The organism is Amycolatopsis pittospori (assembly GCF_013870525.1).
GTDB classification, from domain to species: domain Bacteria; phylum Actinomycetota; class Actinomycetes; order Mycobacteriales; family Pseudonocardiaceae; genus Amycolatopsis; species Amycolatopsis pittospori.
In genome coordinates, this window is record NZ_JACBXD010000024.1 from 40,495 (window position 1) to 62,515 (window position 22,021).

Genomic DNA, 22,021 nt, shown 5'->3' on the forward strand with positions numbered 1-22,021 from the left:
ACAGTTTTGGTACTGGACTTATCGCCCCTGATCGCACAAAGATGTGCCGCGTGGGACGCCACTCTCGGATACTGCAGCCAATAGTCGATCATGAACCCGCTACGAACGGGCATGACGACCTCATCAGGGCGTTGTACCAGGAGTTCGGGTCGAGCCTGATGGCGTTCGTGCTGAAGTTGACCGGCCACGATCGCCAGTGGGCCGAGGACGTGGTCCAGGAGACGCTCATCAAGGCGTGGCGCAACGCCGGCAAGCTCGACAGGCAGCCCGAGATGCTGCGGGCCTGGCTCTTCACCGTCGCCAGGCGCATCGTCATCGACGGCTGGCGAAGCCGGAGTGCCCGCCCTCAGGAAGTGGAGGAACTCGAGTCGGATTCGATCGGAGTGCCCGACGAGTCGGAGAAGACGCTCGCGGCCATGATCGTTTATGAGGCTCTGCGGAATCTTTCCCCGGAGCAACGTGAAGCCGTCCAGCAGACCTACCTGCGTGACCGCACCGTGAACGAGGTCGCGGCGACGCTGGGGGTTCCGCCGGGTACGGTGAAATCGCGGATCCACCACGCTGTGCGCGCGCTGCGCAGGGCGCTGCAGGAGCGGGGGTGAGCGAGATGTCCGGAGCGCCGCACACGGACGTCGCCGCCTACGTACTGGGCGTCCTCGGCGAAGAGGATCACGCCAGGTTCGAGGCGCATCTTCTGGAGTGCCCCGAGTGTCAGGTCGAGCTGGTGGAGATGTACCACCTGCCCGACATCCTGGACATGGTCAAGAAGAGCTGGCCGGACCCGCCCGTGAAGGGGCCGGGACCGCGTGTGCTGCGGATGCTGCTCGCCGACGCGGCCAAGACGGGCCGGCGTCGCAAGGTCATCCGGCTCGCGACGGCCGCCGCCGTCCTCGTGCTCGTCGTCGGCGGACCGCTCACCGTTCTTTCGCTCACCGACCGTGACCCGGTCGTCACGCAGGCCGCGCCGACCACGATCGTCACGTCGGTGCCGTCCACGTCCGTGCCCAAGGAGACCGGTCCGGACGGCGGCGCCGCCCCGTTCGGCTGGTCCGAGGCGGGTAACGCGGTCGCCGCCGAGGTCACGGTCCAGGAGAAGGAGTGGGGCAGCGCGGTCGAACTCGAACTGCGCGGCCTCACCGGTCCGATGACCTGCCAGCTCTTCGCCTACTCCCGCAGCGGAGAGGCCTACGTCGTCAACGGCTGGGGCGTACCCGCCAAGGGTTACGGCGTACCAGGCTCGCCGGACCCGCTCGTCGTCACCGGTACGACGGCACTCAAGAAGGCCGAGATCGAGCGTTTCGAGGTCCACAAACAGGACGGCACCGTCCTGGCGACCGTGCGCCGATAGTTTATAACGGAAAGATAACGGCCGGATCGCGTTTTGAACCGACTCCCGGCTGGAACCGTATCTCTCAGTAGCCGGATCTGGATCGGCGGGCGAACAGAAGGTTCGCCGCGAATTCGGTAATCCCGTATTCGACAATGCGTAGCTCATGCCTGGGTAGCACTGTTTCTTTCGTGTGCCCGGAAACGAATGAGGTGAGCAAGTCAATGGCACGAAATCAAGGGCGCCACCGTATCGCCCGCAGGACCAAGATCGCGACCGCGTTGTTCGGCCTGTCGATCGCGGTCGGTGGAATCGTGGTGTCCACCACGACCGGCGACCCCGACAGAGCCTCCGCGGACGAGGTGGACAAGTCGCAGTTCGTGGACATCACCAAGGTTCAGCCGAACGTCGACAAGCCGGAGCCGGGTGAGAACGCGTCCACGGGCTCGTTCACCGTCGACTGTGGCAAGAACGAGAACGGGCACTTCAATCCCGACAACTTCATCGCGCAGCCGGGCGTCCGCAATGGCGCCCAGCATCTGCACGACTACGTCGGAAACCTTTCCACGAACGCGGATTCGAACAACGACAGCCTGCTGGGCGCCGGGACCACCTGCAACAACGGTGACGAATCGACGTACTTCTGGCCCGTCGTAAGGATCGACACCGAAGAGGAAGGTGAAGAGCAGCAGGGCGAACAGAACCAGGGCAACGAGAACCAGAACCAGCAGCAGAACGACCAGCAGAACCAGAACGGCCGGCAGCAGGGAGAGCAGCAGAACCAGCAGCAGGGCGAGCAGAACCAGCAGCAGGGCGGCCGGGACCAGCAGCGTCAGGCCGACCGCAACTCCGGTGGAGGCGGGCAGCCTCAGGGCGACCGTGATCAGAACCGTGACGGCGACCGGAACCGGCAGCAGGACCAGGGTGACGGCCGGCAGGGCCAGAACCAGAACGACCAGAACCAGAACCAGAACGACCAGAACCAGAATCAGAACCAGAACGACCAGAACCAGAATCAGAACCAGAACAACGACGATCAGAACCAGAACGACGACCAGGGTGCCGACCAGGAACAGGCCGAACTGGAGGAACCGAACGCGGAGAACGAACTCGCCGGCAACGACGGCGAGATCCAGCGGCCCGCGACCGTCGACATCACGTTCAAGGGCAACGCCCAGGAGAAGGTGAAGGAGATGCCGAAGTTCCTCCGGATCCTTTACGGTGACGCGAAGGTCACCGCGAACGGTCCCGCCAACGCGCGGGAGAGCTGGACCTGCACCGGCTTCGAAGACCGGGTGATCAAGCAGTACCCGATCTGCCCCGAGGGCAGTGATGTCAAACGGGTGCACACCTTCGCGAGCTGCCTCGACGGCAACAACATCGACAGCGAGAACCACCGGGACCACATCAAGTACCCGAACAAGAACGGCGAGTGCGCGGACGGCCTGACCGCCGTTCCCGAGCTCACCATCTCGCTGACCTACAAGATTCCCCGGGACATCCAGGTCAACGGACAGTACAAAGTGGACTCGTTCCCCGAGGAGGATCACAACCCCTTCTCCGATCACGACGATTTCGCGAACGTGATGTCGAACCAGATCATGAACCGCCTCGTCGATTGCATCAACGAGGGGCGCAAGTGCCGCGAATGAATCGCTGAGCATTTTCGGTCGGTGAGGAGACTTTCCCTCGGCGGGACGTCCCTGTGTCCATAGTGTACTTGTGGAGACGGCGATGTCGTTGTGCGCCAAGGGAAAGTCTCCTTCTGTTTTGCTGGGAGTGATCCGAGTCACTCGAATTCGATCCGGCGAACAGGTGACAAAATGGGCCGATCGGGTTTATCGTTTAACTCAGAACAACGAACGAAGTTCACAACTCCACCGCGGATTCCCCGAAACTTTTCGGGTCGTAGTCGTCCTCGGCTCTCTCCGACGGCCGGGGCAGTTCAACGGAAGTGAGAACCGGCGAACAGGAAGGAAGATACTCCGGCCCGGCGGGTCCCCCCTACACCTCACCCACCCGCCGGGCCGGCCCTCATCCGCAAGACCGATCGACACAACTGAAGATCACTCCGCAAGCATTCACCCGCCCTGCCGGCGGCCTCCCGAGGGAGGCTCGCCGGCAGGGTTTTTCGGTAGGTTGGCGCCATGGGCGAGCAAAAGGACCGCATGCTGCGCGGTGAGCTGTACCGGGACAACGACCCCGAGCTGGTCGCGGACCGCAAGCGCGCGCAGGGTCTCGTCGACAGGTTCAACGTCACGGGCGCCGAGGAGACCGGTGAGCGGGACGCGATCCTGCGCGAACTGCTGGGAAAACTCGGTGAGGGTTCGTGGATCATGCCGCGGTTCCAATGCGACTACGGCTACCTGATCGAGATCGGCGCCAACAGCTTCCTCAACTACGACGCCATCCTGCTCGACTGCGCCCCGATCAAGATCGGATCGGACTGCTCGATCGGCCCGCGCTGCCAGTTGCTGACCGCGCTGCATCCCATGGAGGACCACGAACTGCGGCGGCAGCGGTGGGAATCGGCCGCGCCGATCACGATCGGGAACAACGTGTGGTTCGGCGGCGGCGTCATCGTCTGCGCCGGGGTCACCGTCGGGGACGACACCGTGGTGGGCGCGGGCAGCGTCGTCACGAGGGACCTGCCGTCGAAGGTGTTCGCCGCGGGTAACCCGGCCCGCGTCATCCGGGAGCTCTGAGGCTCATCCGTCCACCGGCGTGATCCTGGTGCGCCGGATGTGCTCGAAGACCATGGAGGTCCGCACGTCGGCCACCTCCGGGCGTTCGGTCAGCTTGTCGATCACGAAGGCGTAGAGGCTCTCGTTGTCGGGGACGGCCACGTGCAGGATGAAATCCTCGGTGCCGGTGGTCACGTAGAGGCCGACGATGTCGGGCAGCGCGTTGACGAAGTTCCGGAAGTTTTCGATGTTCCTCCGCGACGGCGGGCGGACCCGGATCGCGATGAGCGCCTGGACCCCGCGACCGATCGACGGCAGATCGACGTCCAGCAACGCGCCGCGGATCACGCCGCGCTCGCGCAGGCCGCGGGTGCGGTCGAGCGCGGTGGTCGGCGAGACGCCCACCGCGGCGGCCACTTCGCGGTTCGTCTTCCGTGCGTCCGTCTGCAATTGCGCCAGGATCGCCTGATCAAGTTCGTCCAGATGCGCCATATCGAGCCCCTTGCCGAATTAAGTACGAATACAATGGACTCTACGTGTACACGTACTTAGCTTGGAGCTGTTCGTCCGTTGATGTGAGCAGGAGATCAGCTGAATGTCCGAGTACGATACGGCCGTCGGGTTCGCCCCCGAGGAGATCGACTTCACCGCGTCCACCCGATCGGCCAGGCTGAAGTGGGTCATCGTGGTCAACAGTGAGCTGCCGCCCGGGCGCGCGGTGAACGCGGCCGTCTGCACGGCCGTCGCCACCACGGCGGCCGTGACCGGACTCCTGGGAGAGGAGGCCGTCGACGCCGACGGCGAGCACCACACCGGCCTGCCGTGGACCGGATGTTCGATCCTGTCGGCCGACGCCGCGCGGCTGCGGGTCATCCGGGCCAAGGCCGCGGCCTCGCCGGGATGTCACGTCGCCGACATGCCGGAGGTCGCCCAGCGGATCCGGGTCTACGCCGATTTCCTCGCGACGATGAAGGAGATCCCGGCCGAGGACATGGACTACCTCGCGATCGGCCTCGTCGGACCACGCAACCGGATCGACAAGCTGGTCGGGAAGCTGCCACTGATGTCGTGAGTGCCGCGCGTGTGTCGTCCGTCCAAGCACGCGTGACGTCCGCCGGATCACACGTGCCGTCCCCTCAGTCACGCGAACCGGCAGATCGGCCCAGGTGGTCGTGAGTGGTAAGGCGGTTATCAAGGGTTAAGGCAAGGTGGCGTGGTTGGTGCCGCTCGTCGCGTTGGGCCGCGTGGTGGGTGTTGCGAAAGCCACGTTCGCAACCTTCAACGTTGCGAACGTGGCTTTCGCAACACCCGGGGTGGGCGGTGCAGGAGGTCCTGAGTGGTGAGTCGCGGAGAACGAAACTTGCCACTCACGACCGCTGCCGGCCCGTTCGCCGGGGTGACTGTGGGCGCGGAGGCGTGACTCGCGTGGTCGGTGACGGCACCCGGGTGTGCGATGTCTGGGCACGCGAGTGCGGTGTCGCGTCACGCGGGACGGCGCTTCGCCCGGGTCACGACACGTTTGCCTTACCCCTCACTGGAACGACCCGGATCACTCACGACTCGAGGAGGCCTCGCAGCGCTTCCGTGAACTGCGCCGGATTCCGCTGCGGCGCCAGGTGCGCGCCGGGTACCTCGGTGAACGGCAGTCCCAGTTCCAGCGCGAGGACCTTCGCGGGGTGGTAGTGGTAGTGCCCGCGGCTGCCGACGCCCGCGACCGGGTGGATCTCGGTCCGGGCCTTCCGCAGCGCCCGCAGGTCGGGGAGATAGTCGAGGATCTCGGACAGTTCGCGGCCGAACAGCCGTTTCCAGTCCTCCTCGTTCGGCAGCCGGATCGCGCGCAGTTCGGGGAGCGCGGCGCCGGCGATGCCGTCGGTGAACCGTTTGAACGCGCCCATCAGGTCGCCCGCCTGCGCGAGCCGGACCTGGGCGTTGGCCTCGTCGAGCCAGCCGAGCGCGTCGGGGAGCAGCTGGACGGCGGGGGGTTCGTGGGCGACCAGTACGGTCGCCGCGTCCGGGTAGCGGGCGACGAGGTCGAGGCCGATGAGTGCGCCGGCGCTGGTCCCGAACACGCTCGCGGGCTCGCCGCCGACATGCTGCAGGACGGCGTACGCGTCGTCGGCCTGCTTCGGCACACTGACCGGTCCGGTGCTGGTGTCCGTGCTGCGGAAGTGACCACGCCGGTCGTAGGTGACGACGGTGTGGTCCTCGGCGAGCAGCTTCGTCATCGCCCGGAAGGTGTCCGCCGAGCCCAGGCCACCGGCGATCAGGAGCAGAAGCGGCCCTTCGCCGGTGCTGCGGACGTACAGTTCACCGTCCTCGACCGGACAACGACTCTCCGAGATCATGGCCGAAGTCAAGCACAGCGCGCTCGCCCTTCACTCGCGACCCAGCCGCTGCAGGATGCCGGTGGCGTCGGCCACCATCGTCTCGATCAGCTCGGCGACCGCGGGCAGGTCGTCCAGCAGGCCGACGACCTGCCCGGACGCCAGCACCCCGGCGCCGGTGTCGCCCTCGACCAGGCCGGCACGCAGCAGCATGGGCGTGTTCGCGGCCATCAAGACCTGTGACCACGTCCGGTCGCCGCCGCGTTTCATCCGCAGGCCTTCGGTGGCCAGTGAGCGCCACGAGAGCCCGGTGAGCTTGCGGAACTTCGCCGCGTTGCGGGCGGCCCGGGCCAGCCCGCTCACCGGACCGGCGGACTCCAGCCCGTCCACCAGCTCCGTCCGGAGGACGCGATGCGGCATGCCGTCCACCTTCCGGGTGACGACGGTGCCGTTGAGGTCGCGGGCGAGGTACGCCTGCTTGATCTCGTCGGGGACGGTGCTTTCCCTCGTCAGGAGGAATCGCGTGCCCATCGCGACCCCGGCGGCCCCGTAGGCGAGCGCGGCGGCCAGTCCGCGGCCGTCGAAGAAGCCGCCCGCCGCGACCACCGGGATGTCGACGGCGTCCAGGACCGAGGGCAGCAACAGCGTCGTCGCGACGCCTCCGGTGTGTCCGCCGCCTTCGCCGCCCTGCACGATGACCGCGTCGGCGCCCCAGCCCGCGACCTTCTCCGCGTGCCGGGCGGCGCCGACCGACGGGACGACGAGCACCCCGTTGTCCTTCAGTCGCGCGATCATGTCCTTCTTCGGCGCCAGCGCGAAGGAAGCGACCCGGACCTCTTCGGTGATGAGCAGTTCGACCCGGCGCGAGGCGTCGTCGGCGTCCGCGCGGAGGTTGACGCCGAACGGTTCCGACGTGCGGCTCTTGACCTCCTTGATCGCGGCGGCCAGCTCGTCGTAGGTCATCGTGGCGGAGGCGAGGATGCCGAGCCCGCCCGCTTCGGCCGTCGCCGACACCAGTCGCGGTCCGGCGACCCAGCCCATCCCGGTCTGCACGACCGGATGCCGGATCCCGGCGAGTTCGGTCAGCGCGGTCTTCACGACGGGACTTCCTTGTCCCGCAACGACTTCGGATCGAGACCGGTCCGGATCAGCAGCAGTTCGGACTCGGTCGGCAGCCGGGACTCCGCGACGTCGCCGGTGATCAGCGGGAACGACGTCGCATCGAGTACCTCGTCCACGGAAACCCCCGGATGCACGGAAATCAGCCGTGGAGCGTGGTCCTCGCCGCCGAAGTCCAGGACGCCGAGGTTGGTGACGACGCGATGGACGTCGTGGTGCCGCAACCCCGCTTCGCGCGCCCTGGCGTACCCGACGCCGGACACGACGTCGACCTGCTCGACGAAGACCCGCTTGCCGTGCCGGGGAACCCAGTAGCTCGTGCGGTGGTTGGCCGTGTTGCCGGGGCCGCCGCGCAACCCGAGTAGTTGTTTCTTCGGCCGGGAATGCTCGCCGATCGCCGAAATGTTCTGGTTGCCCTCACGGTCGATCTGGTTGGCGCCCATCACGACGTGCCGTTTTCCGCGTGGCACCACGGTGTCGAGCACCTTGCGGAACGGCTGCCAGCCTTCGACGACGGCGTCGGGGGTCATCAGGTAGGCCTCGCCGTCGGACAGCAGGATGTCCGGTTCGAAGGTCAGCCGGGCGAGCCGGGCGCCCAGCGACGGGATGAAACCCATGGGGCTCACCACGATCTCACCGTCGCCGCGGAACAGTTCGGCGCAGGCCACGACGGCGATTTCGGCACGTGTGACGTCACTCATGCGGACTCCCCGAATTCGGCGACGGCCTTCTGGTACCGCGCTTCGTCCCCCGACAGGAACCTGTCGACGAACTTCGGCCAGGCGTCGAGATCCTTGGCGGCTTCGGCGTAATGGCGCTGGAAGCGTTCGTCGCGCCCGTAATCCGGGACGGCGGTGGTGAAGTGCGCGCCGTTCGGCGTCTCCGCGACCCCGGTGACGAGCATCCGGCTCAGCAGCAGGCTCTGCACCGGGCCACCGGCGGAGAGTTCGTCCGTCTCCACGATCTTTTCCGTGGACACGTAACACTTGTCGGCGGCCAGCGCGAAAAGTTCGTCGAAGTACGGATCCGGTCCGAGGTACTGCGCGTTGCCGCGGGCGTCGGCGCGGTTGAGGTGGACGAACGCGGCGTCGAGTTTGAGCGCGGGCACGGCCAGGAGTTCCTCGCCGTCGTCGTACGGAGACCGGACGGTACGCAGCGACGGGTTCAGGTCCAGCACGCCGGAACCGAGACCCGCCCGCGTCGGCAGGAACGGAAGTCGTTGCGCGGCAGCGGAAAGCCCGGTGCCGAAGACTCCTTCGTCGTACTCGGTCACCGTGATCGACCCGGATTCCCTCGCCCGCGAGAACCACGGGTCATAGGGGATCGAGTCCAGCGTGACGAAGCCGAAGATCAGATGTTCGATCTTGCCCGCCGAAGCCAGCAGCCCGACGTCCGGGCCGCCGTAGGAGACCACGGTGAGGTCCTTGACCGGCGAGCGCAGGATCGCGCGTACCAGCGCCATGGGTTTGCGCCGGGAACCCCAGCCGCCGATCCCGATCGTCATGCCGTCGGTGAGTTCGGCGACGATCTCGTCCGGCGTCATCCGCTTGTCGGTCATCACTTCCCCTTGCCGTCCAAGAAGTCCTGACGCGCGCCGTCGGACACGCCCGCCAGATTGAGTTCGAAGGTGAATCCCTGCTCGAAGCGATAGCTGCGGTGCACGGGCTGGACGTCGATGCCGTTGATGGCCTGCTTCGCCGCGCGGATCACGCGGGTGTCCTTCGCCGCGATCTGCCGCGCCACGCCGAGCGCGGTCTCGTCGAGTTCGTCTCTCGCCACCACGGCGTAGACCGAACCGTGGTGATGCAACTGGGCCGCGGTGATCGTCGAAGCCGTGTAGTACAGCGCCCGCATCAGATGCTGGGGGACCAGCCGCGAGAGATGGGTCGCCGCGCCGAGCGCGCCGCGATCGACCTCGGGGAGCCCGAAGGTGGCGTCCTCGCTCGCGACCACGATGTCCGCGTTGCCGACCAGCCCGACCCCGCCGCCGAGGCAGAAGCCCTGAACCGCCGCGATCACCGGGACCGCGCAGTCGTAGACGGCGGAAAACGCCGCCGCGCAGCCCTCGTTCGCGCCGATCAGCGCGCCGTGACCCGGATCGCGCTGGATCTCCTTGATGTCGACACCGGCGTTGAACCCGCGGCCTTCCGCCCGCAGCACCACGACATGCGTGGCGGGATCGCGTCCGGCGTCGGTGACGGCGGACGCGAGGGCGAACCATCCCTTCACGCTCAGCGCGTTCACCGGGGGTGCGTCGACCGTGACCACGGCGATGCCGGGCTCCGGTGAGTGGGTGGAAACGCTCATCGTGCACCCTTTCGCTACCAAACCTAGCACTTGCTTGGTACGTTAGCAGGACGTCCGGCCCTGGTACAGCGACGTGAAGGAGGCCCGGCATGGCACTCGAACTCCGGCTCGACGGCGCCGTGGTGCTGGTGACCGGCGGGGTCCGCGGCGTCGGCGCCGGTGTCACCAGGACTTTCCTGCGCGCCGGGGCCGAGGTGATCACCTGCGCGCGCACCGAACCCGAGCGACCGGTCGGCGACGGGGACAAGGTGTCGACCTTCATCTCCTGCGACGTCCGCGACCCCAAGGAGGTCGACGCGCTCTTCGAGGAGATCCTGCGGCGGCACGGGCGGATCGACGTCGTGGTCAACAACGCGGGTGGCGCGCCGTTCGCCGAGGCGGCGACTGCGTCACCGCGATTCCACGAGAAGGTGATCGCGCTGAACCTGCTGGCGCCGTTGAACGTCGCCCGCGCGGCGAACGCGATCATGCAGCGCCAGGAGCGCGGCGGCGTCGTCGTGAACATCAGCAGCGTCAGCGGCACGAGACCGTCGCCGGGGACGGCGTCCTATGGCGCGGCGAAAGCGGGCCTGGACAACCTGACCTCCACGCTGGCCGTGGAGTGGGCGCCGAAGGTGCGGGTCAACGCGCTCGACGTCGGCATGGTCCGGACGGAGCACTCGCATCTGCACTACGGCGACGAAGCGGGAGTCGCGGCCGTGGGTGCGACAGTCCCGTTAGGACGGTTGGCCGACCCCGAGGAAATCGGTTCGTGCGCGGTGTTCCTGGCGTCGCCGCTGGCCTCGTACGTCAGCGGCGCCTGCCTGACCGTCCACGGCGGGGGAGAGGTGCCCGCCTTCCTCGCCGCTTCCAATTCTGCGGCAACAGAACGAAAGGAGCCGGTGTGAGCGGGATCGCCGACGGCCGGATCGTGGTGGTGACCGGTGCCGGTCGCGGGATCGGGCGGGCGCACGCGCTCGCGTTCGCCGCGGAGGGCGCGAGGGTGGTGGTGAACGACCTCGGCGCCGGCCTCGACGGCAGCGGCGGATCGGCCGGGCCCGCGCAGGACGTCGTCGACGAGATCGAGGCGCTCGGCGGCGAAGCGGTCGCGAACACCGACGACATCGCGTCGTGGGACGGCGCCGCCGGGCTGGTGCGGACCGCCGTCGAAACCTTCGGTGGGCTGGACGTACTGGTCAACAACGCGGGATTCCTGCGCGACCGGATGCTGGTCAACCTCGCCGAGGACGAATGGGACGCCGTCATCCGCGTCCACCTGAAGGGGCATTTCGCGCCGACGCGGCACGCCGCCGAATACTGGCGCACGGAAGCGAAGGCCGGCCGGACGCGGACGGCACGGGTGATCAACACCAGTTCCGGAGCGGGACTGCTCGGCAGCGTCGGGCAGGGGAACTACGCGGCCGCGAAGGCCGGCATCCTGGGCCTCACGCTGGTCTCGGCCACCGAGTTCGCGCGCTACGGCGTCACCGTGAACGCCATCGCCCCGGCCGCCCGGACCCGGATGACCGAAGAGGCGTTCGCCGACGACATGGCCGCGCCGGACGACGGTTTCGACGCCATGGCACCGGAAAACGTGTCGCCGCTGGTGGTGTGGCTCGGCAGCGAGGAGTCGTCCGGCGTGACCGGGCGGGTCTTCGAGGTCGACGGCGGACGCGTCTCGATCGCGCAGGGCTGGCAACACGGCACGGTGCGGGACAAGGGATCCCGGTGGGAGCCGGCCGAGCTCGGCCCCGTCGTCGCCGAGCTGCTGGCCGACGCTCCTGCCCCCGAACCTGTCTACGGTGCGTCGTGAGAGGCGATTCGGGTTAGCCGGTGACCGTGACACCGCACTCGTGTGCTCGGAGCCGGATCTCGCGTGCTCGGAGCCGTACATCCGAGTGCGGCATCCAGGCACGCGAGTCACGTCTCCGTGCACGCGAGATCCGGGCCCGAGTACACGAGCGATGTTGCGAAGGGCTATTTCGCAACCTTCAACGTCGCGAAAGTGCCCTTCGCAACATCCGGCTTCCTCTGGAAGCTCTCGTTCGGGCCGCTCAGGCGTCCCGGGCCAGGTCCCGGACCTCGGGCAGCGCCTGGAAACCGCCCGACTCGTAGGTGGTGACGGCGGCGACGTTGGAACTCGGCGTGTACACGAGGGCGCTCGACGAGCCGAGTTCCTGGAGCGCGGCCGCCGCGGCGACGGTGATCGCCCGGCCGTGGCCGTGGCCGCGATGGTCCCGGTGCACGCCCATCGGTTCGAGCAATCCGGGTTTGCCCGGGCCCGCCGACCACACCGTCACCATCGCGACGGCGTTGTCGCTGTCGTCGTACGCGACCAGGCATCGAGCATCGGCGTACGGCACGCTCGACGCCATCGCGTGCCAGCGCTCCTCCGAGAACTTCGACCCGTCGAACGCCGCTCGCTGGACGGCGGCCCGGACGGCCGCCTGCTCCGGACCGGCCACCTCGATCCGCAGGTCCGGGGCCTTGACCGGCTCGGAGAGAGCGCGGCTCAGCGGCGTCCACGGTTCGTCGATGTGCCAGCCGTGCCCGGGCAGCAGGTCCCGGATCAGCGTGTCCTTCGGCGTCTCGACGGACACCCTCCCCAGCGGCAGCACCCCACGCTCGGGGGCGATCACGTCCTCGACCACCTGCCGCGCCAGTTCCTCGTCCCGCCGGGCGTCCGGAGCGGTCGTCATCCGCAGCAGGTCGGCCCCGTCCAGCAGTCCGACCGCGAGAATCCGGCCGTCCCGGCGCCAGATCCGGACCGCCGCGGCCGTCGCTTCCGCGCCGAACTGCCAGAACCAGCCCAGATCACCGGGATGCAGCTGCCATGCCGAGCCCTCGCGCTGCCAGTCCCGCAGCGCGTCCACTGCCTCGCCCAGCCCGTCGGCTTCCGGCTTCTCCACGGTGATCGCCATGTCCGTGATCACACACCACCGCCCGAGGCGTTCGCATCCGGTTTTCGGTGCGGCCAAGATGGAGGAGTGACGTCACTACAGCGCCGACTCTGGGAAGCGGTCGAACCGCTGCACGCCGTCGTCTACTTCGCCCCGGAAACCGCCGCCGCGGCCAAGGCCGCCGGACTTCCGAGCTGGTGGATGGGCTACTTCGCCGGCCGGGTCGCGCCACTCGGGCCGCTACCGGAACCGCCGGTGACCGCGATGCTCTTCGGTTTCGCGCCGCGGATGGTCGCGCGATCCCTGCCCGGCGCCTGGGCCTACGCGGAGCCCGCGGTCGTCCTGCGGAGCCGGATGGACGCCGTCGAGACGGCCCTCGAACGGATCCTGCCCGCCGACGCGCGCCTCGGAGAACTGGCTGTCCTCCTTGAACAAGCCATCACCGGATGTGATTACGCGGCCAGGCCGCTGGCCGCGGCTTGGTCCGCGGTCGCCCGTCCCGCCACTCCGGTCGGGAGGATCTGGCTCGCGGCGACGGTACTGCGGGAGCATCGCGGGGACGGTCACGTGCTTTCCGCGGTCGCCGCCGGATTGCGCGGGCTCGACACGACACTGACCCATATCGGCAGCGGGGCGGTGACGCGCGAGGTCATCCAGATCAACCGCGGCTGGACCGACGACGACTGGGACGAGAGCGTCGGAAGGCTCCGCGATCGCGGCATCCTCGGCGGAGATCGGCAGCTCACCGACACGGGAATCGTGCTGCGCCAACGGATCGAGGACGAGACCGATCGCCTCGCCACTGGTCCGCTCGAAGCCCTCGGCGAAGACGGCGCCGCCGAAGTCATCCGGCTGGCCGTCCCGCTGAGCCGTCTCCTCTTCGACGCCGGGGCCATCCCGCTGCCGAACCCGATGGGGGCGCCGCGGCCCTGATCGCTCGAAACTGTCGGACCCCGGTGGGACGCTGTCCGGTATGGCGACGTGGCAGGAATTCAGTGAACAGGCACCCGCGCTGGCCGGGAAGATCAAAGAGCGATTCACCGCGGAGAAGTCGCATGTGCTGGCGACGGTCCGGCGGGACGGTTCGCCGAGGGTCAGTGGCAGTGAGGTCGATTTCCGTGAACAGGACTTGTTGATCGGTTCGCTGATCGGCGCGGTGAAGGCCAAGGACCTTCAGCGTGACGGCAGGTTCGCGATCCACGCCGCGTCGGCGATCGACGACGGCGGCGCGGACGCGAAGGTGGCGGGCGTCGCCGTCGAGATCACCGACCAGGCGGAGGTCGACAGGCTGCAGGGCGACGACGGCCCCGCCCACGTCTTCCGCCTCGACCTCACCGAGGCGGTGCTGACCTGGGTCGAGGGCAACACCATCTTCTTCGACTTCTGGAAGGAGGGCCAGGGGAGCAAACGACTCGCGAGGCCGGACAACGGTCCGGTGGTCGAGGTCGCGCAGGAGGCGGAGACCGGCTAGAGCCGCTCGATGACGGTGCCGGTGGACAGTGCCCCGCCGGCGCACATCGTCACGAGCGCCGTACTCCCGTCGCGGCGTTCCAGTTCGTGCAGCGCCGTGGTCAGCAGCCGCGCGCCGGTGCTGCCGACGGGATGCCCGAGCGCGATCGCGCCACCGTTCACGTTGACCTTGTCCTCGTCGGGCCGATGTACCCGTTGCCACGACAGCACAACTGAAGCGAAGGCCTCGTTGACCTCGAACAGGTCGAGATCGCCGATCGTCATACCCGCCTTGGCCAGTACCCGTTCGGTCGCCTGCACGGGACCGTCGAGGTGGTAGTAGGGCTCCGCGCCGACGAGTGCCTGCGAGACGATCCGCGCTCGCGGCCTGAGGCCCAGCGCCTTGGCCCGGTCCGAGTCCATCAGGAGGAGCGCGGCCGCGCCGTCGGAGATCTGCGAAGACGTCCCGGCCGTGTGCACGCCGCCTTCGAGGACGGGCTTGAGCTTGGCGAGGCCTTCGACGGTCGTCTCGCGCAGGCCCTGGTCGCGGGTCACCAGGCGGGTCTCACCCGTCGCTTTGCCGTCCTCGCCGAGCACGGGTGCCTTCACCGCGACGACCTCGCGGTCGAAGTGCCCGGCCGCCCACGCCGCGGCGGCCTTGGCCTGCGACGCCGTCCCGAACCGGTCGACGTCCTGGCGGGTGATGCCGCGACGCTCCGCGATCCGCTCGGCCGCGCCGTACTGGTTCGGCATGTCGATGGCCCACGACTCCGGCCGCGGGGTCCCGATGCCTTCGCCGCGGTTCGCACCCAGCGGTACCCGGGTCATCGCCTCGACACCGCAGGAGACGCCGGCGTCGATCGCCCCGGCCGCGATCAGCCCGGCGATCAGATGGGTCGCCTGCTGCGCCGAGCCGCATTGGGCGTCGATGGTGGTCGCGCCGGTCGTCTCGGGGAGCCCGGCGTGCAGCCATGCCGTCCTCGTGACGTTGCCCGCCTGCTCCCCGGCCTGGGTCACGGCGCCGCCGATCGCCTGCTCGACCAGGGCGGGGTCCAGCCCCGCGCGTTCGAGCAGGGCGCGTTGCGCGGCGCCGAGGATCTCGGCGGCGTGCAACCCCGCCAGGTGGCCCCTGCGTTTGCCGACAGGGGTGCGGACCGCCTCGACGATCACCGGACTACCCACGTTCGCCTCCTGGGGAAACACTGTTCACTACGCAAAAACTAGAACACGTTCTCAATTTGGGCAAGTCGCCCCAGGGTTGACTCGTTTTTGATCACTGGTCGCGGTTACCGCTTCTTGCTGCGGCTCCAAGATCCCTCCCGGCCAAGTTAACGGGTTTCACTAAAAACTCTTCACTAGGTGAACGCCGTATGCTTCAATCGGGTCTAGAACGTGTTTCATTGGCGAACCGCGTAGGAGGTAGCCCGTGGCCGCTCCGCTGATCCCCGCCGGTTTCGATTTCACCGATCCGGATCTGTACGCCACCAGACTGCCTCTGGAGGAGTTCGCCGAACTCCGCCGGACGGCGCCGGTCTGGTGGAACCCGCAGCCGCACAACACCGCGGGCTTCCGCGATGACGGCTACTGGGTCGTCAGCCGGCTCGAGGACGTCAAAGCGGTGTCGAGGGACAGCGAGCTGTTCTCCTCGCGAGAGAAGACCGCGATCATCCGCTTCGACGAGAACATGACCGACGACAGCCTCGAAGCGAATCGTCTGGTCCTGCTCAACATGGACGCCCCGCAGCACACCAAGCTGCGGCGCATCGTGTCGAAGGGCTTCACACCGAGGTCGATCGCGAAACTCGAGGACACCCTGCGCGACCGCGCGGAGAAGATCGTCAACGAGGCCAAGAAGAAGGGCTCCGGGGACTTCGTCGTCGACGTCGCCTGCGAACTTCCCTTGCAGGCCATCGCCGAACTGATCGGCATCCCGCAGGAAGACCGGATGAAGGTCTTCGACTGGTCCAACCAGATGGTCTCCTACGACGACCCCGAGTACGAGGTCGAGCCGCTCGCCGCGTCGGCCGAGATCGTCGGCTACGCCTGGAACATGGCCGAAGAGCGCCGTAAATGCCCGATGGACGACATCGTCACGAAGCTGATCCAGGCCGACGTCGACGGTGAATCGCTGGCTTCGGACGAGTTCGGCTTCTTCGTCATCCTGCTGGCCGTCGCGGGCAACGAGACGACGCGCAACGCGATCACCCACGGCATGAAGGCGTTCCTCGACCACCCGGATCAGTGGGAGCTCTACAAGAAGGAACGGCCGAAGACCGCGCCGGACGAGATCGTCCGCTGGGCCACCCCGGTGGTCGCCTTCCAGCGCACCGCGACCCGCGACACCGAACTCGGCGGGCAGCTGATCCGCAAGGGCGACCGGGTCGGGATGTTCTACAGCTCCGCGAACTTCGACCCGGACCACTTCGACGAGCCGGAGAAGTTCGACATCCTCCGCGAGGACAACCCCCACGTCGGTTTCGGCGGCACCGGTTCGCACTACTGCATCGGCGCCAACCTCGCGCGGCTGGAGATCGACCTGATCTTCAACGCCATCGCCGATGTCATGCCGAACATCAGCGAGGTCTCCGAGCCGGACCGGCTGCGGTCGAGCTGGCTCAACGGGATCAAGCACTATCAGGTGCGCTACGCCTGATCCGCCGCGCACGTCGTAGTGCACCATGGGGCCATGGGTCCCCACGTGCAGGTCGACGTCGAAATGTCCTTCCGGGTCACGAAACCCGGCCCCGCCGCGTTCGTGATCGCGATCGCGGGCGGGGCGGAACAGGAAGAGTTCGCCTATCCCGCGCCGCCACGCCAGGTGGCGTTCGAACACGGGAGCCGCGCGCAGGTCCTCGATCTGCCGCTCGGCGAGCACGTCGTGCGGTACCGGGCCGAGCACAGCCTGGGGCGGGCCGAACCCGAGCCCGTCACGATGGACGACCTCATCCGGTACACCCGGCCCAGCCGGTACTGCCCCTCGGACCGGATGGGCGGGCTCGCGCTGTCGCGGTTCGGGCACCTGCCCGACGCGCGGACCCAGGTCGAGGCGATCGTGCGGCATGTGGGCGAGCACCTGTCCTATGTGGTCGGTTCCGGTTCGCCGACCGACGACGCCGTCGACACCTATCTCGCCGGGGAAGGGGTTTGCCGCGACTACGCGCACGTCTGCATCTCGCTGTGCCGCGTGATCGACATCCCCGCCCGGTTCACCGCGGTCTACGCGCCAGGACTGTCCCCAATGGACTTCCACGCCGTGTTCGAGGCGGCGATCGACGGCCGCTGGTACGTGTTCGACGCCACCGGCCTCGCGCCGAGGCAGAGCATGAGCCGGATCGCGACCGGGCGGGACGCCACCGACACCGCGTTCCTCTCCACACTCGGCTGTGAGCTGGACTTTCTCGGCAACACGGTGCTGGCGACGGCCGGCCCGTCCTTGCCGGAGGACGACGGCTCGGAGCTGATCGCGCTCGCTTGATCGCGTGTTGTGCACGAAGCGTGACTTCGCTGAGGTAGACATTGGCGTGTGAGGGAGAAGCAAGCACCGACGAAATGGAAGCGGCTGCGTGCCCGCTACCGCTGGCTGGACCATTTGGCGCGGGCGGTGAACCGCTATGTCGAGTACGGCGGTTACCACTACGTCGCCTCGATCACCTACTTCAGCCTGTTCTCGCTGGTGCCCATCCTCATGGTCGCGGTGTCGGTGGCCGGCTTCGTCCTGGCGAGCCAGCCGCAGCTGATCGAGTCGATGCTGAACGCGATCACCGGCACGCTGCCCGGCGGTCTCGGCGACAAGGCGGGGGACCTGCTCACCGGCTTCGTGGAGCAGCGCACCAGCGTCGGGCTCATCGGTCTGGTGATCGGGCTGTACTCCGGCTGGAACTGGATGAACTCGCTGCGGGACGCGCTCACCGCGCTGTGGGGCCAGAACCGCTCCGACCTCCCGCTGCTGCGCACGATCGCCGCCGATCTCCTCGCCCTGGTGGGGCTCGCGGCCGCGCTGCTGGTCTCCTTCGCCATCACCATTTCCGGATCCGCGCTCGGCCGGTACCTGCTGGGGCTGGCCGGGGTCGACGACACCGCCTGGGGGCACAACGTGCTTTCGGCGATCTCGATCCCGTTGGCGCTGCTGGCCAACTGGCTCGTGTTCCTCTGGGTGCTCACCCGGTTGCCGCGGAAACCGGTCGGGGTCCGCAGCGCGATGCGCGGCGCCGTCGCGCTGGCACTGGGGTTCGAACTGCTGAAGCAGGCCGGGGGGATCTACCTGCGGTTGATCGGCGACTCGCCGACCGGCGTCGCGTTCGGTTCGATCATCGGCCTGATCTTCTTCATCTCACTGGTGGCGCGGATGCTGGTGTTCGTCACCGCCTGGACCGCGACCGCGCGGGACGCGCCACGCGACCCGGTCCGGCCGCCGCCACCCGTCGTCGTCCGGCCGGTGGTGGCGCAGGCCGACCGGCACGGCCTCAAACCCGTCCTGGTGGGCGCGGTGACCGGCGTCGTGGCCACTCTCGCCGCGCAACGCCTCCGCCCGCGCCGCCGCTCCTGACCCACCCTCCGGGCGTGCTATGAACGGCTCGTTACTTGCAAAATTTGCAAGTAACGAGCCGTTCATAGCACCACCGAGGCTCAGGAACCGGGTTTCGCCGAGCCCACCACCCACATCGAGAAGAACTGCGAACCGCCGCCGTACGCGTGCCCGAGCGCGACCCGTGCGCCGTCGACCTGATAGTCCCCGGCCCGGCCCATCACCTGCTTGGCGGCTTCGGAGAACCGGAGCATGCCCGACGCGCCGATCGGGTTCGAGGACAGCACGCCGCCCGACGGGTTGATCGGCAGCCGTCCGCCGAGCGCGGTCTCGCCCGCCTCGGTGAGCTTCCAGCCCTGGCCTTCCTCGGTGAATCCCAGGTTCTCCAGCCACATCGGCTCGAACCACGAGAACGGCACATAGATCTCGGCGGTGTCCACTTCGGACAGTGGGTCGGTGATGCCCGCGTCGCGCCACAACGCGGCGGCGGCGTCCCGGCCCGCCTGCGGGTTGACCTGGTCGCGTCCGGCGAACGTCGTCGGCTCGGTGCGCATCGCGGTCGCGTGGATCCACGCCGCGCCACCGGGAACGGCGTCGCCGGCGGCCTCGTCGCCGATCACCATCGCGCAAGCGCCGTCCGAGGACGGGCACGTCTCGTCGTAGCGGATCGGGTCCCACAGCATCTGCGAGGCCTGCACCGACTCCACGGTGATGTCCGGCTGGCGCAAGTGCGCGTACGGATTCAGGGCGCCGTTGCGCCGGTCCTTGGCCGCCACGATCGCGCCGATGTGGTCGGGTGCGCCGGACCGCCGGATGTAGGAGCGCACGTGCGGCGCGAAGTAGCCGCCCGCCCCGGCGCCCACCGGCATCTGGAACGGCGGCAGGATCGACAGACCCCACATCGCGTTCGATTCGGACTGCTTCTCGAAGGCCACCGTCAGGACCCGTTTGTGCACCCCGGCCTGTACCAGCGACGACGCCACGAGAGCGGTCGATCCGCCGACCGAACCCGCGGTGTGCACGCGCAGCAGGGGTTTCCCGGTCGCGCCGAGCGCGTCGGCGAGGAACAGTTCGGGCATCATGACGCCCTCGAACAGATCCGGCGCCTTGCCGAGGACGACGGCGTCGATGTCGTCCCAGCCGGTCTGCGCGTCGAGCATCGCCCGGTCGATGGCCTCCCGGAGCAGTCCGGGCATGGAGACGTCGGTGCGCTTGGCCTTGTGGTGGGTCTGGCCGGTTCCCAGTACGGCCGCGAGGTGCTTCACGATCCGACCTCCAGGGTCGCGACCAGGTTCTGCTGCAGGAGGGGGCCGCTGGTCGCATGGGCGAGGGTCTTGCGCGCGCTGCCGTCGAGGATGCGGTTCGCCGCCTCGCCGATCCGTGCGAGTCCGGCGGAGAACATCGGGTTCCCGGCCAGGACCCCGCCCGAAGGGTTGATGCGCACCTGCTCGCCCAAACCCAGCGCGTCGCGCAGGATCAGTTCCTGGTGGGTGAACGGCGCGTGCAGTTCGGCGAGTTCGACGCCGTCGAGGTCGAGCGCCCGGCCGGCGGCCACTGTGGACGGTGACCGGGTGAGATCCCGGACGCCGAGGGCGGGGGAGTCGACTCGGTGTTCGATCCCGGTGATCACGGCGGGGCTGTCGACGAGGTCCGCGGCCCGTTCGGCCGAAGCGAGGACGATCACGGCGGCACCGTCGGTGACCGGGGCGATGTCATGTGCTCGCAGGGGATCCGCGAAGTACGGGGTGTCGAGAAGCTCGGCGGCCTCGACCGTTCCGGAGACCTGTGCGACCGGATTTCCGGCGGCGTCGGCGCGGCTGCGCGCGGCGACCTCGGCGAGGTCCTTTTCGGACCACAGGCCCGCTTCGAGACCCATCCTCGCCTGGATCCCGGCGACGCTCACCGAGTCCGGCCACAGCGGCGCGACGACGTACGGGTCCATCTGCAGTGCCAGCACTCGCCGCAACTGCCCGGCCGAGGACTTGCCGAAGCCGTACACGAGCGCGGTGTCGACCTCGCCCATCCGGATCTTGAGCCAGGCCTCGTACAGCGCCCAGGCGGCGTCCATCTCGACGTGCGACTCGTGGATCGGCGGGAACGCGCCGATGGCGTCGACGGCGGCGATGAACGAGAACGCGCGCCCGGCGAGGTAATCCGAGGAGCCCGAGCACCAGAACCCGATGTCCTCTTTGGACAAACCGGTGCGTTCGAAGACCTCGGCGAAGATCGGCACCAGCATTTCCACGCCATTGGTGGTGCCCGGGGTGTTACGGACGTTGGGGGCCTGCGCGAAGCCCACTACTGCTACATCTGGCACTGTGGTCCTCACAGATGGTGGGCGAAGGATTCGTAGGGCGCGTCGGGCTCGCCGGTCGGTTCGAAGTGGCCGATGTTCTCCAGCGACGTCCACCATTCGTTCCGCGGTTTCCAGGCGGCGCGCACGCGCATGCCCATCCGGACGTCGGCGGCGTCGCAGCCGAGGACCAGGTGAAGGAACGCGATGTCGGCGCCGTCGAGAAGGATGTACGCCGCCACATACGGCGGTTTGATCTTCTGGCCGAGGAACGGCACGTTCACGATGCAGAACGTGGTGACGATGCCGGTGTCGGGCAGTTCGACCTCGTCGGTGGTCGGGACGCCGTCGGTCGGGCACGCGCCGCGCGGCGGGATGTAGACCTTGTCGCACGACGGGCAGCGCTGGCCGATCAGCTTCCCTTCGGCGAGCCCGCGCAGATAGCGGCTCTCCTCCGGGGACGCGGAATGCTCGTAGCGCAGGTGGATCGGTGTGATCACCACGCTGACCGGCGCGCCCTCTTCGCGTTTCGCGACCGGGGGAGGGGCTTCGGTGGACTCGGTGTCGGGTCCGTCGGCGGGGACGAAGTAGGCGATGTCCCTGATGTGGCCGACGGTCTCGTCGGCCCAGCGGATCCGTACGCGTTGTCCGGTGTGGACATTCGACGGGCCGCCGGCGTCGACGGCGTGCAGGATCGCGGTGTCGGCGCCGTCGAGCCGGATCAGCGCCCAGGCGAACGGGCGGGACAACGGCTGGCCGTCGAGCGGTTCGGCGATCCACGACCAGGACACGATCTCGCCCTCGGCGGCGACCGGGACGAACTCGGACAGCGCCTCGGCGGTCACGGGATCGTATTCCAGTGGCGGCACGTGGACACGGCCGTCGCTGCCGCGGACGCCTTCGACACGGCGCTCGCGCAGGGCGTTGACGAAGCGGCCGAGCACGGGGCCGACCGAGCGGGTGTAGTCGAAGCCCACGTTGAGCGGGGCCGACAGCGGAAGTTCGGGTGCGCTCACATCCTGAGTGAAACACGTTCTCGAAATTCCGGCAAGATCGGTCTTCTGGGCCTTGCTGGCGGTTGCTCTTGAGTGGAACGCGTTCTAGATTTGCGCGT

23 protein-coding genes are annotated in these 22,021 nt (G+C 68.2%); 12 read left to right on the forward strand and 11 right to left on the reverse strand.

Going from position 1 to position 22,021, the window contains the following annotated elements; genetic code table 11:
• Positions 1–50 precede the first annotated feature (50 nt).
• The 4 genes from H5J31_RS15940 (at position 51) to H5J31_RS15955 (ending at position 4,032) form a co-directional block, all read left to right on the forward strand.
• On the forward strand, positions 51–602 hold the full coding sequence (locus tag H5J31_RS15940) for a sigma-70 family RNA polymerase sigma factor (RefSeq protein WP_181773354.1): 552 nt from the start codon (positions 51–53) through the stop codon (positions 600–602).
• Positions 603–607: 5 nt separating this feature from the next.
• The gene (locus H5J31_RS15945; protein ID WP_207898125.1) at positions 608–1,348 is read left to right on the forward strand and encodes an anti-sigma factor family protein; all 741 of its coding nucleotides are present in this window, start codon (positions 608–610) and stop codon (positions 1,346–1,348) included.
• Between the two features lie 203 nt (positions 1,349–1,551).
• On the forward strand, positions 1,552–2,979 hold the full coding sequence (locus tag H5J31_RS15950) for a DUF1996 domain-containing protein (RefSeq protein WP_181773356.1): 1,428 nt from the start codon (positions 1,552–1,554) through the stop codon (positions 2,977–2,979).
• A gap of 495 nt (positions 2,980–3,474) precedes the next feature.
• Complete coding sequence (locus tag H5J31_RS15955) at positions 3,475–4,032, forward strand: sugar O-acetyltransferase (protein ID WP_181773357.1); 558 nt, start codon at positions 3,475–3,477, stop codon at positions 4,030–4,032.
• Between the two features lie 3 nt (positions 4,033–4,035).
• Here the strand turns inward: H5J31_RS15955 and H5J31_RS15960 are convergent, their stop codons facing one another.
• Positions 4,036–4,503 carry an Lrp/AsnC family transcriptional regulator gene (locus H5J31_RS15960; protein WP_181773358.1) on the reverse strand — a complete coding sequence of 156 codons (468 nt, stop codon included), beginning with the start codon at positions 4,501–4,503 and terminating at the stop codon, positions 4,036–4,038.
• Positions 4,504–4,606: 103 nt separating this feature from the next.
• Here H5J31_RS15960 and H5J31_RS15965 point away from each other — a divergent pair, with 103 nt between their 5' ends.
• A complete protein-coding gene (locus H5J31_RS15965; RefSeq protein WP_181773359.1) occupies positions 4,607–5,083 on the forward strand; it encodes a DUF2000 domain-containing protein in 477 nt (158 codons plus the stop codon).
• 481 nt (positions 5,084–5,564) lie between these two features.
• Here the strand turns inward: H5J31_RS15965 and H5J31_RS15970 are convergent, their stop codons facing one another.
• Genes H5J31_RS15970 through H5J31_RS15990 form a run of 5 tightly spaced genes read right to left on the reverse strand, consistent with a single transcriptional unit; the run spans position 5,565 to position 9,761 of the window.
• Positions 5,565–6,356 carry an alpha/beta fold hydrolase gene (locus H5J31_RS15970; protein WP_181773360.1) on the reverse strand — a complete coding sequence of 264 codons (792 nt, stop codon included), beginning with the start codon at positions 6,354–6,356 and terminating at the stop codon, positions 5,565–5,567.
• Between the two features lie 30 nt (positions 6,357–6,386).
• Positions 6,387–7,433 (reverse strand): NAD(P)H-dependent flavin oxidoreductase, encoded by a 1,047-nt coding sequence (locus H5J31_RS15975; RefSeq protein ID WP_181773361.1) that lies wholly within the window; start codon positions 7,431–7,433, stop codon positions 6,387–6,389.
• Complete coding sequence (locus H5J31_RS15980) at positions 7,430–8,155, reverse strand: CoA-transferase subunit beta (RefSeq protein ID WP_181773362.1); 726 nt, start codon at positions 8,153–8,155, stop codon at positions 7,430–7,432. Before H5J31_RS15980 ends, H5J31_RS15975 begins: the two co-directional genes overlap by 4 nt.
• Entirely contained in the window at positions 8,152–9,012 is an 861-nt protein-coding gene (locus H5J31_RS15985; RefSeq protein WP_181773363.1) for a CoA transferase subunit A, read from the reverse strand. The genes H5J31_RS15980 and H5J31_RS15985 overlap by 4 nt, the downstream gene beginning before the upstream one ends.
• Positions 9,012–9,761 carry an enoyl-CoA hydratase family protein gene (locus H5J31_RS15990; RefSeq protein ID WP_181773364.1) on the reverse strand — a complete coding sequence of 250 codons (750 nt, stop codon included), beginning with the start codon at positions 9,759–9,761 and terminating at the stop codon, positions 9,012–9,014. Before H5J31_RS15990 ends, H5J31_RS15985 begins: the two co-directional genes overlap by 1 nt.
• Positions 9,762–9,850: 89 nt before the next feature.
• On the opposite strand from H5J31_RS15990, the gene H5J31_RS15995 reads away from it, so the two are divergent.
• The gene (locus H5J31_RS15995; RefSeq protein WP_181773365.1) at positions 9,851–10,648 is read left to right on the forward strand and encodes an SDR family oxidoreductase; all 798 of its coding nucleotides are present in this window, start codon (positions 9,851–9,853) and stop codon (positions 10,646–10,648) included.
• A complete protein-coding gene (locus tag H5J31_RS16000) occupies positions 10,645–11,553 on the forward strand; it encodes an SDR family oxidoreductase (RefSeq protein WP_181773366.1) in 909 nt (302 codons plus the stop codon). Before H5J31_RS15995 ends, H5J31_RS16000 begins: the two co-directional genes overlap by 4 nt.
• A gap of 241 nt (positions 11,554–11,794) precedes the next feature.
• On the opposite strand, the gene H5J31_RS16005 is transcribed toward H5J31_RS16000, so the two are convergent.
• Entirely contained in the window at positions 11,795–12,661 is an 867-nt protein-coding gene (locus H5J31_RS16005; RefSeq protein WP_181773367.1) for a GNAT family N-acetyltransferase, read from the reverse strand.
• A 66-nt stretch (positions 12,662–12,727) separates the two neighbouring features.
• Between H5J31_RS16005 and H5J31_RS16010 the strand changes: the two genes are divergently transcribed.
• Both H5J31_RS16010 and H5J31_RS16015 read left to right on the forward strand, forming a co-directional pair.
• Positions 12,728–13,573 (forward strand): SCO6745 family protein, encoded by an 846-nt coding sequence (locus H5J31_RS16010; RefSeq protein WP_181773368.1) that lies wholly within the window; start codon positions 12,728–12,730, stop codon positions 13,571–13,573.
• A 40-nt stretch (positions 13,574–13,613) separates the two neighbouring features.
• Positions 13,614–14,111 (forward strand): pyridoxamine 5'-phosphate oxidase family protein, encoded by a 498-nt coding sequence (locus H5J31_RS16015; RefSeq protein ID WP_181773369.1) that lies wholly within the window; start codon positions 13,614–13,616, stop codon positions 14,109–14,111.
• Here H5J31_RS16015 and H5J31_RS16020 read toward each other — a convergent pair.
• Positions 14,108–15,271, reverse strand: coding sequence for a steroid 3-ketoacyl-CoA thiolase (locus H5J31_RS16020; protein ID WP_181773370.1), 1,164 nt, complete (start codon positions 15,269–15,271; stop codon positions 14,108–14,110). The genes H5J31_RS16015 and H5J31_RS16020 overlap by 4 nt on opposite strands.
• A 244-nt stretch (positions 15,272–15,515) precedes the next feature.
• On the opposite strand from H5J31_RS16020, the gene H5J31_RS16025 reads away from it, so the two are divergent.
• Genes H5J31_RS16025 through H5J31_RS16035 form a run of 3 tightly spaced genes read left to right on the forward strand, consistent with a single transcriptional unit; the run spans position 15,516 to position 18,635 of the window.
• A complete protein-coding gene (locus H5J31_RS16025) occupies positions 15,516–16,742 on the forward strand; it encodes a cytochrome P450 (RefSeq protein WP_181773371.1) in 1,227 nt (408 codons plus the stop codon).
• Positions 16,743–16,775: 33 nt separating this feature from the next.
• Complete coding sequence (locus H5J31_RS16030; RefSeq protein WP_181773372.1) at positions 16,776–17,564, forward strand: transglutaminase-like domain-containing protein; 789 nt, start codon at positions 16,776–16,778, stop codon at positions 17,562–17,564.
• Positions 17,565–17,612: 48 nt separating this feature from the next.
• Positions 17,613–18,635 (forward strand): YhjD/YihY/BrkB family envelope integrity protein, encoded by a 1,023-nt coding sequence (locus tag H5J31_RS16035; RefSeq protein ID WP_181773373.1) that lies wholly within the window; start codon positions 17,613–17,615, stop codon positions 18,633–18,635.
• 80 nt (positions 18,636–18,715) lie between these two features.
• On the opposite strand, the gene H5J31_RS16040 is transcribed toward H5J31_RS16035, so the two are convergent.
• From H5J31_RS16040 to H5J31_RS16050, 3 genes are read right to left on the reverse strand one after another with little or no spacing between them, the layout of a single operon-like run.
• Positions 18,716–19,882, reverse strand: coding sequence for a thiolase domain-containing protein (locus H5J31_RS16040; protein WP_181773414.1), 1,167 nt, complete (start codon positions 19,880–19,882; stop codon positions 18,716–18,718).
• On the reverse strand, positions 19,876–20,931 hold the full coding sequence (locus tag H5J31_RS16045; RefSeq protein ID WP_181773374.1) for a thiolase domain-containing protein: 1,056 nt from the start codon (positions 20,929–20,931) through the stop codon (positions 19,876–19,878). Before H5J31_RS16045 ends, H5J31_RS16040 begins: the two co-directional genes overlap by 7 nt.
• Before the next feature lie 8 nt (positions 20,932–20,939).
• On the reverse strand, positions 20,940–21,923 hold the full coding sequence (locus tag H5J31_RS16050; protein WP_181773375.1) for a Zn-ribbon domain-containing OB-fold protein: 984 nt from the start codon (positions 21,921–21,923) through the stop codon (positions 20,940–20,942).
• Positions 21,924–22,021 lie beyond the last annotated feature (98 nt).

Excerpts from the sequence above, each read along its gene's own strand:
- H5J31_RS15945 (WP_207898125.1), top strand. The coding sequence starts at position 608 with ATGTCCGGAGCGCCGCACACGGACGTCGCCGCCTACGTACTGGGCGTC.
- H5J31_RS15950 (WP_181773356.1), top strand. The coding sequence starts at position 1,552 with ATGGCACGAAATCAAGGGCGCCACCGTATCGCCCGCAGGACCAAGATC.
- H5J31_RS15955 (WP_181773357.1), top strand. The coding sequence starts at position 3,475 with ATGGGCGAGCAAAAGGACCGCATGCTGCGCGGTGAGCTGTACCGGGAC.
- H5J31_RS15960 (WP_181773358.1), bottom strand. The coding sequence starts at position 4,503 with ATGGCGCATCTGGACGAACTTGATCAGGCGATCCTGGCGCAATTGCAG.
- H5J31_RS15965 (WP_181773359.1), top strand. The coding sequence starts at position 4,607 with ATGTCCGAGTACGATACGGCCGTCGGGTTCGCCCCCGAGGAGATCGAC.
- H5J31_RS15970 (WP_181773360.1), bottom strand. The coding sequence starts at position 6,356 with ATGATCTCGGAGAGTCGTTGTCCGGTCGAGGACGGTGAACTGTACGTC.
- H5J31_RS15980 (WP_181773362.1), bottom strand. The coding sequence starts at position 8,155 with ATGAGTGACGTCACACGTGCCGAAATCGCCGTCGTGGCCTGCGCCGAA.
- H5J31_RS15985 (WP_181773363.1), bottom strand. The coding sequence starts at position 9,012 with ATGACCGACAAGCGGATGACGCCGGACGAGATCGTCGCCGAACTCACC.
- H5J31_RS15990 (WP_181773364.1), bottom strand. The coding sequence starts at position 9,761 with ATGAGCGTTTCCACCCACTCACCGGAGCCCGGCATCGCCGTGGTCACG.
- H5J31_RS15995 (WP_181773365.1), top strand. The coding sequence starts at position 9,851 with ATGGCACTCGAACTCCGGCTCGACGGCGCCGTGGTGCTGGTGACCGGC.
- H5J31_RS16005 (WP_181773367.1), bottom strand. The coding sequence starts at position 12,661 with ATGGCGATCACCGTGGAGAAGCCGGAAGCCGACGGGCTGGGCGAGGCA.
- H5J31_RS16015 (WP_181773369.1), top strand. The coding sequence starts at position 13,614 with ATGGCGACGTGGCAGGAATTCAGTGAACAGGCACCCGCGCTGGCCGGG.
- H5J31_RS16030 (WP_181773372.1), top strand. The coding sequence starts at position 16,776 with ATGGGTCCCCACGTGCAGGTCGACGTCGAAATGTCCTTCCGGGTCACG.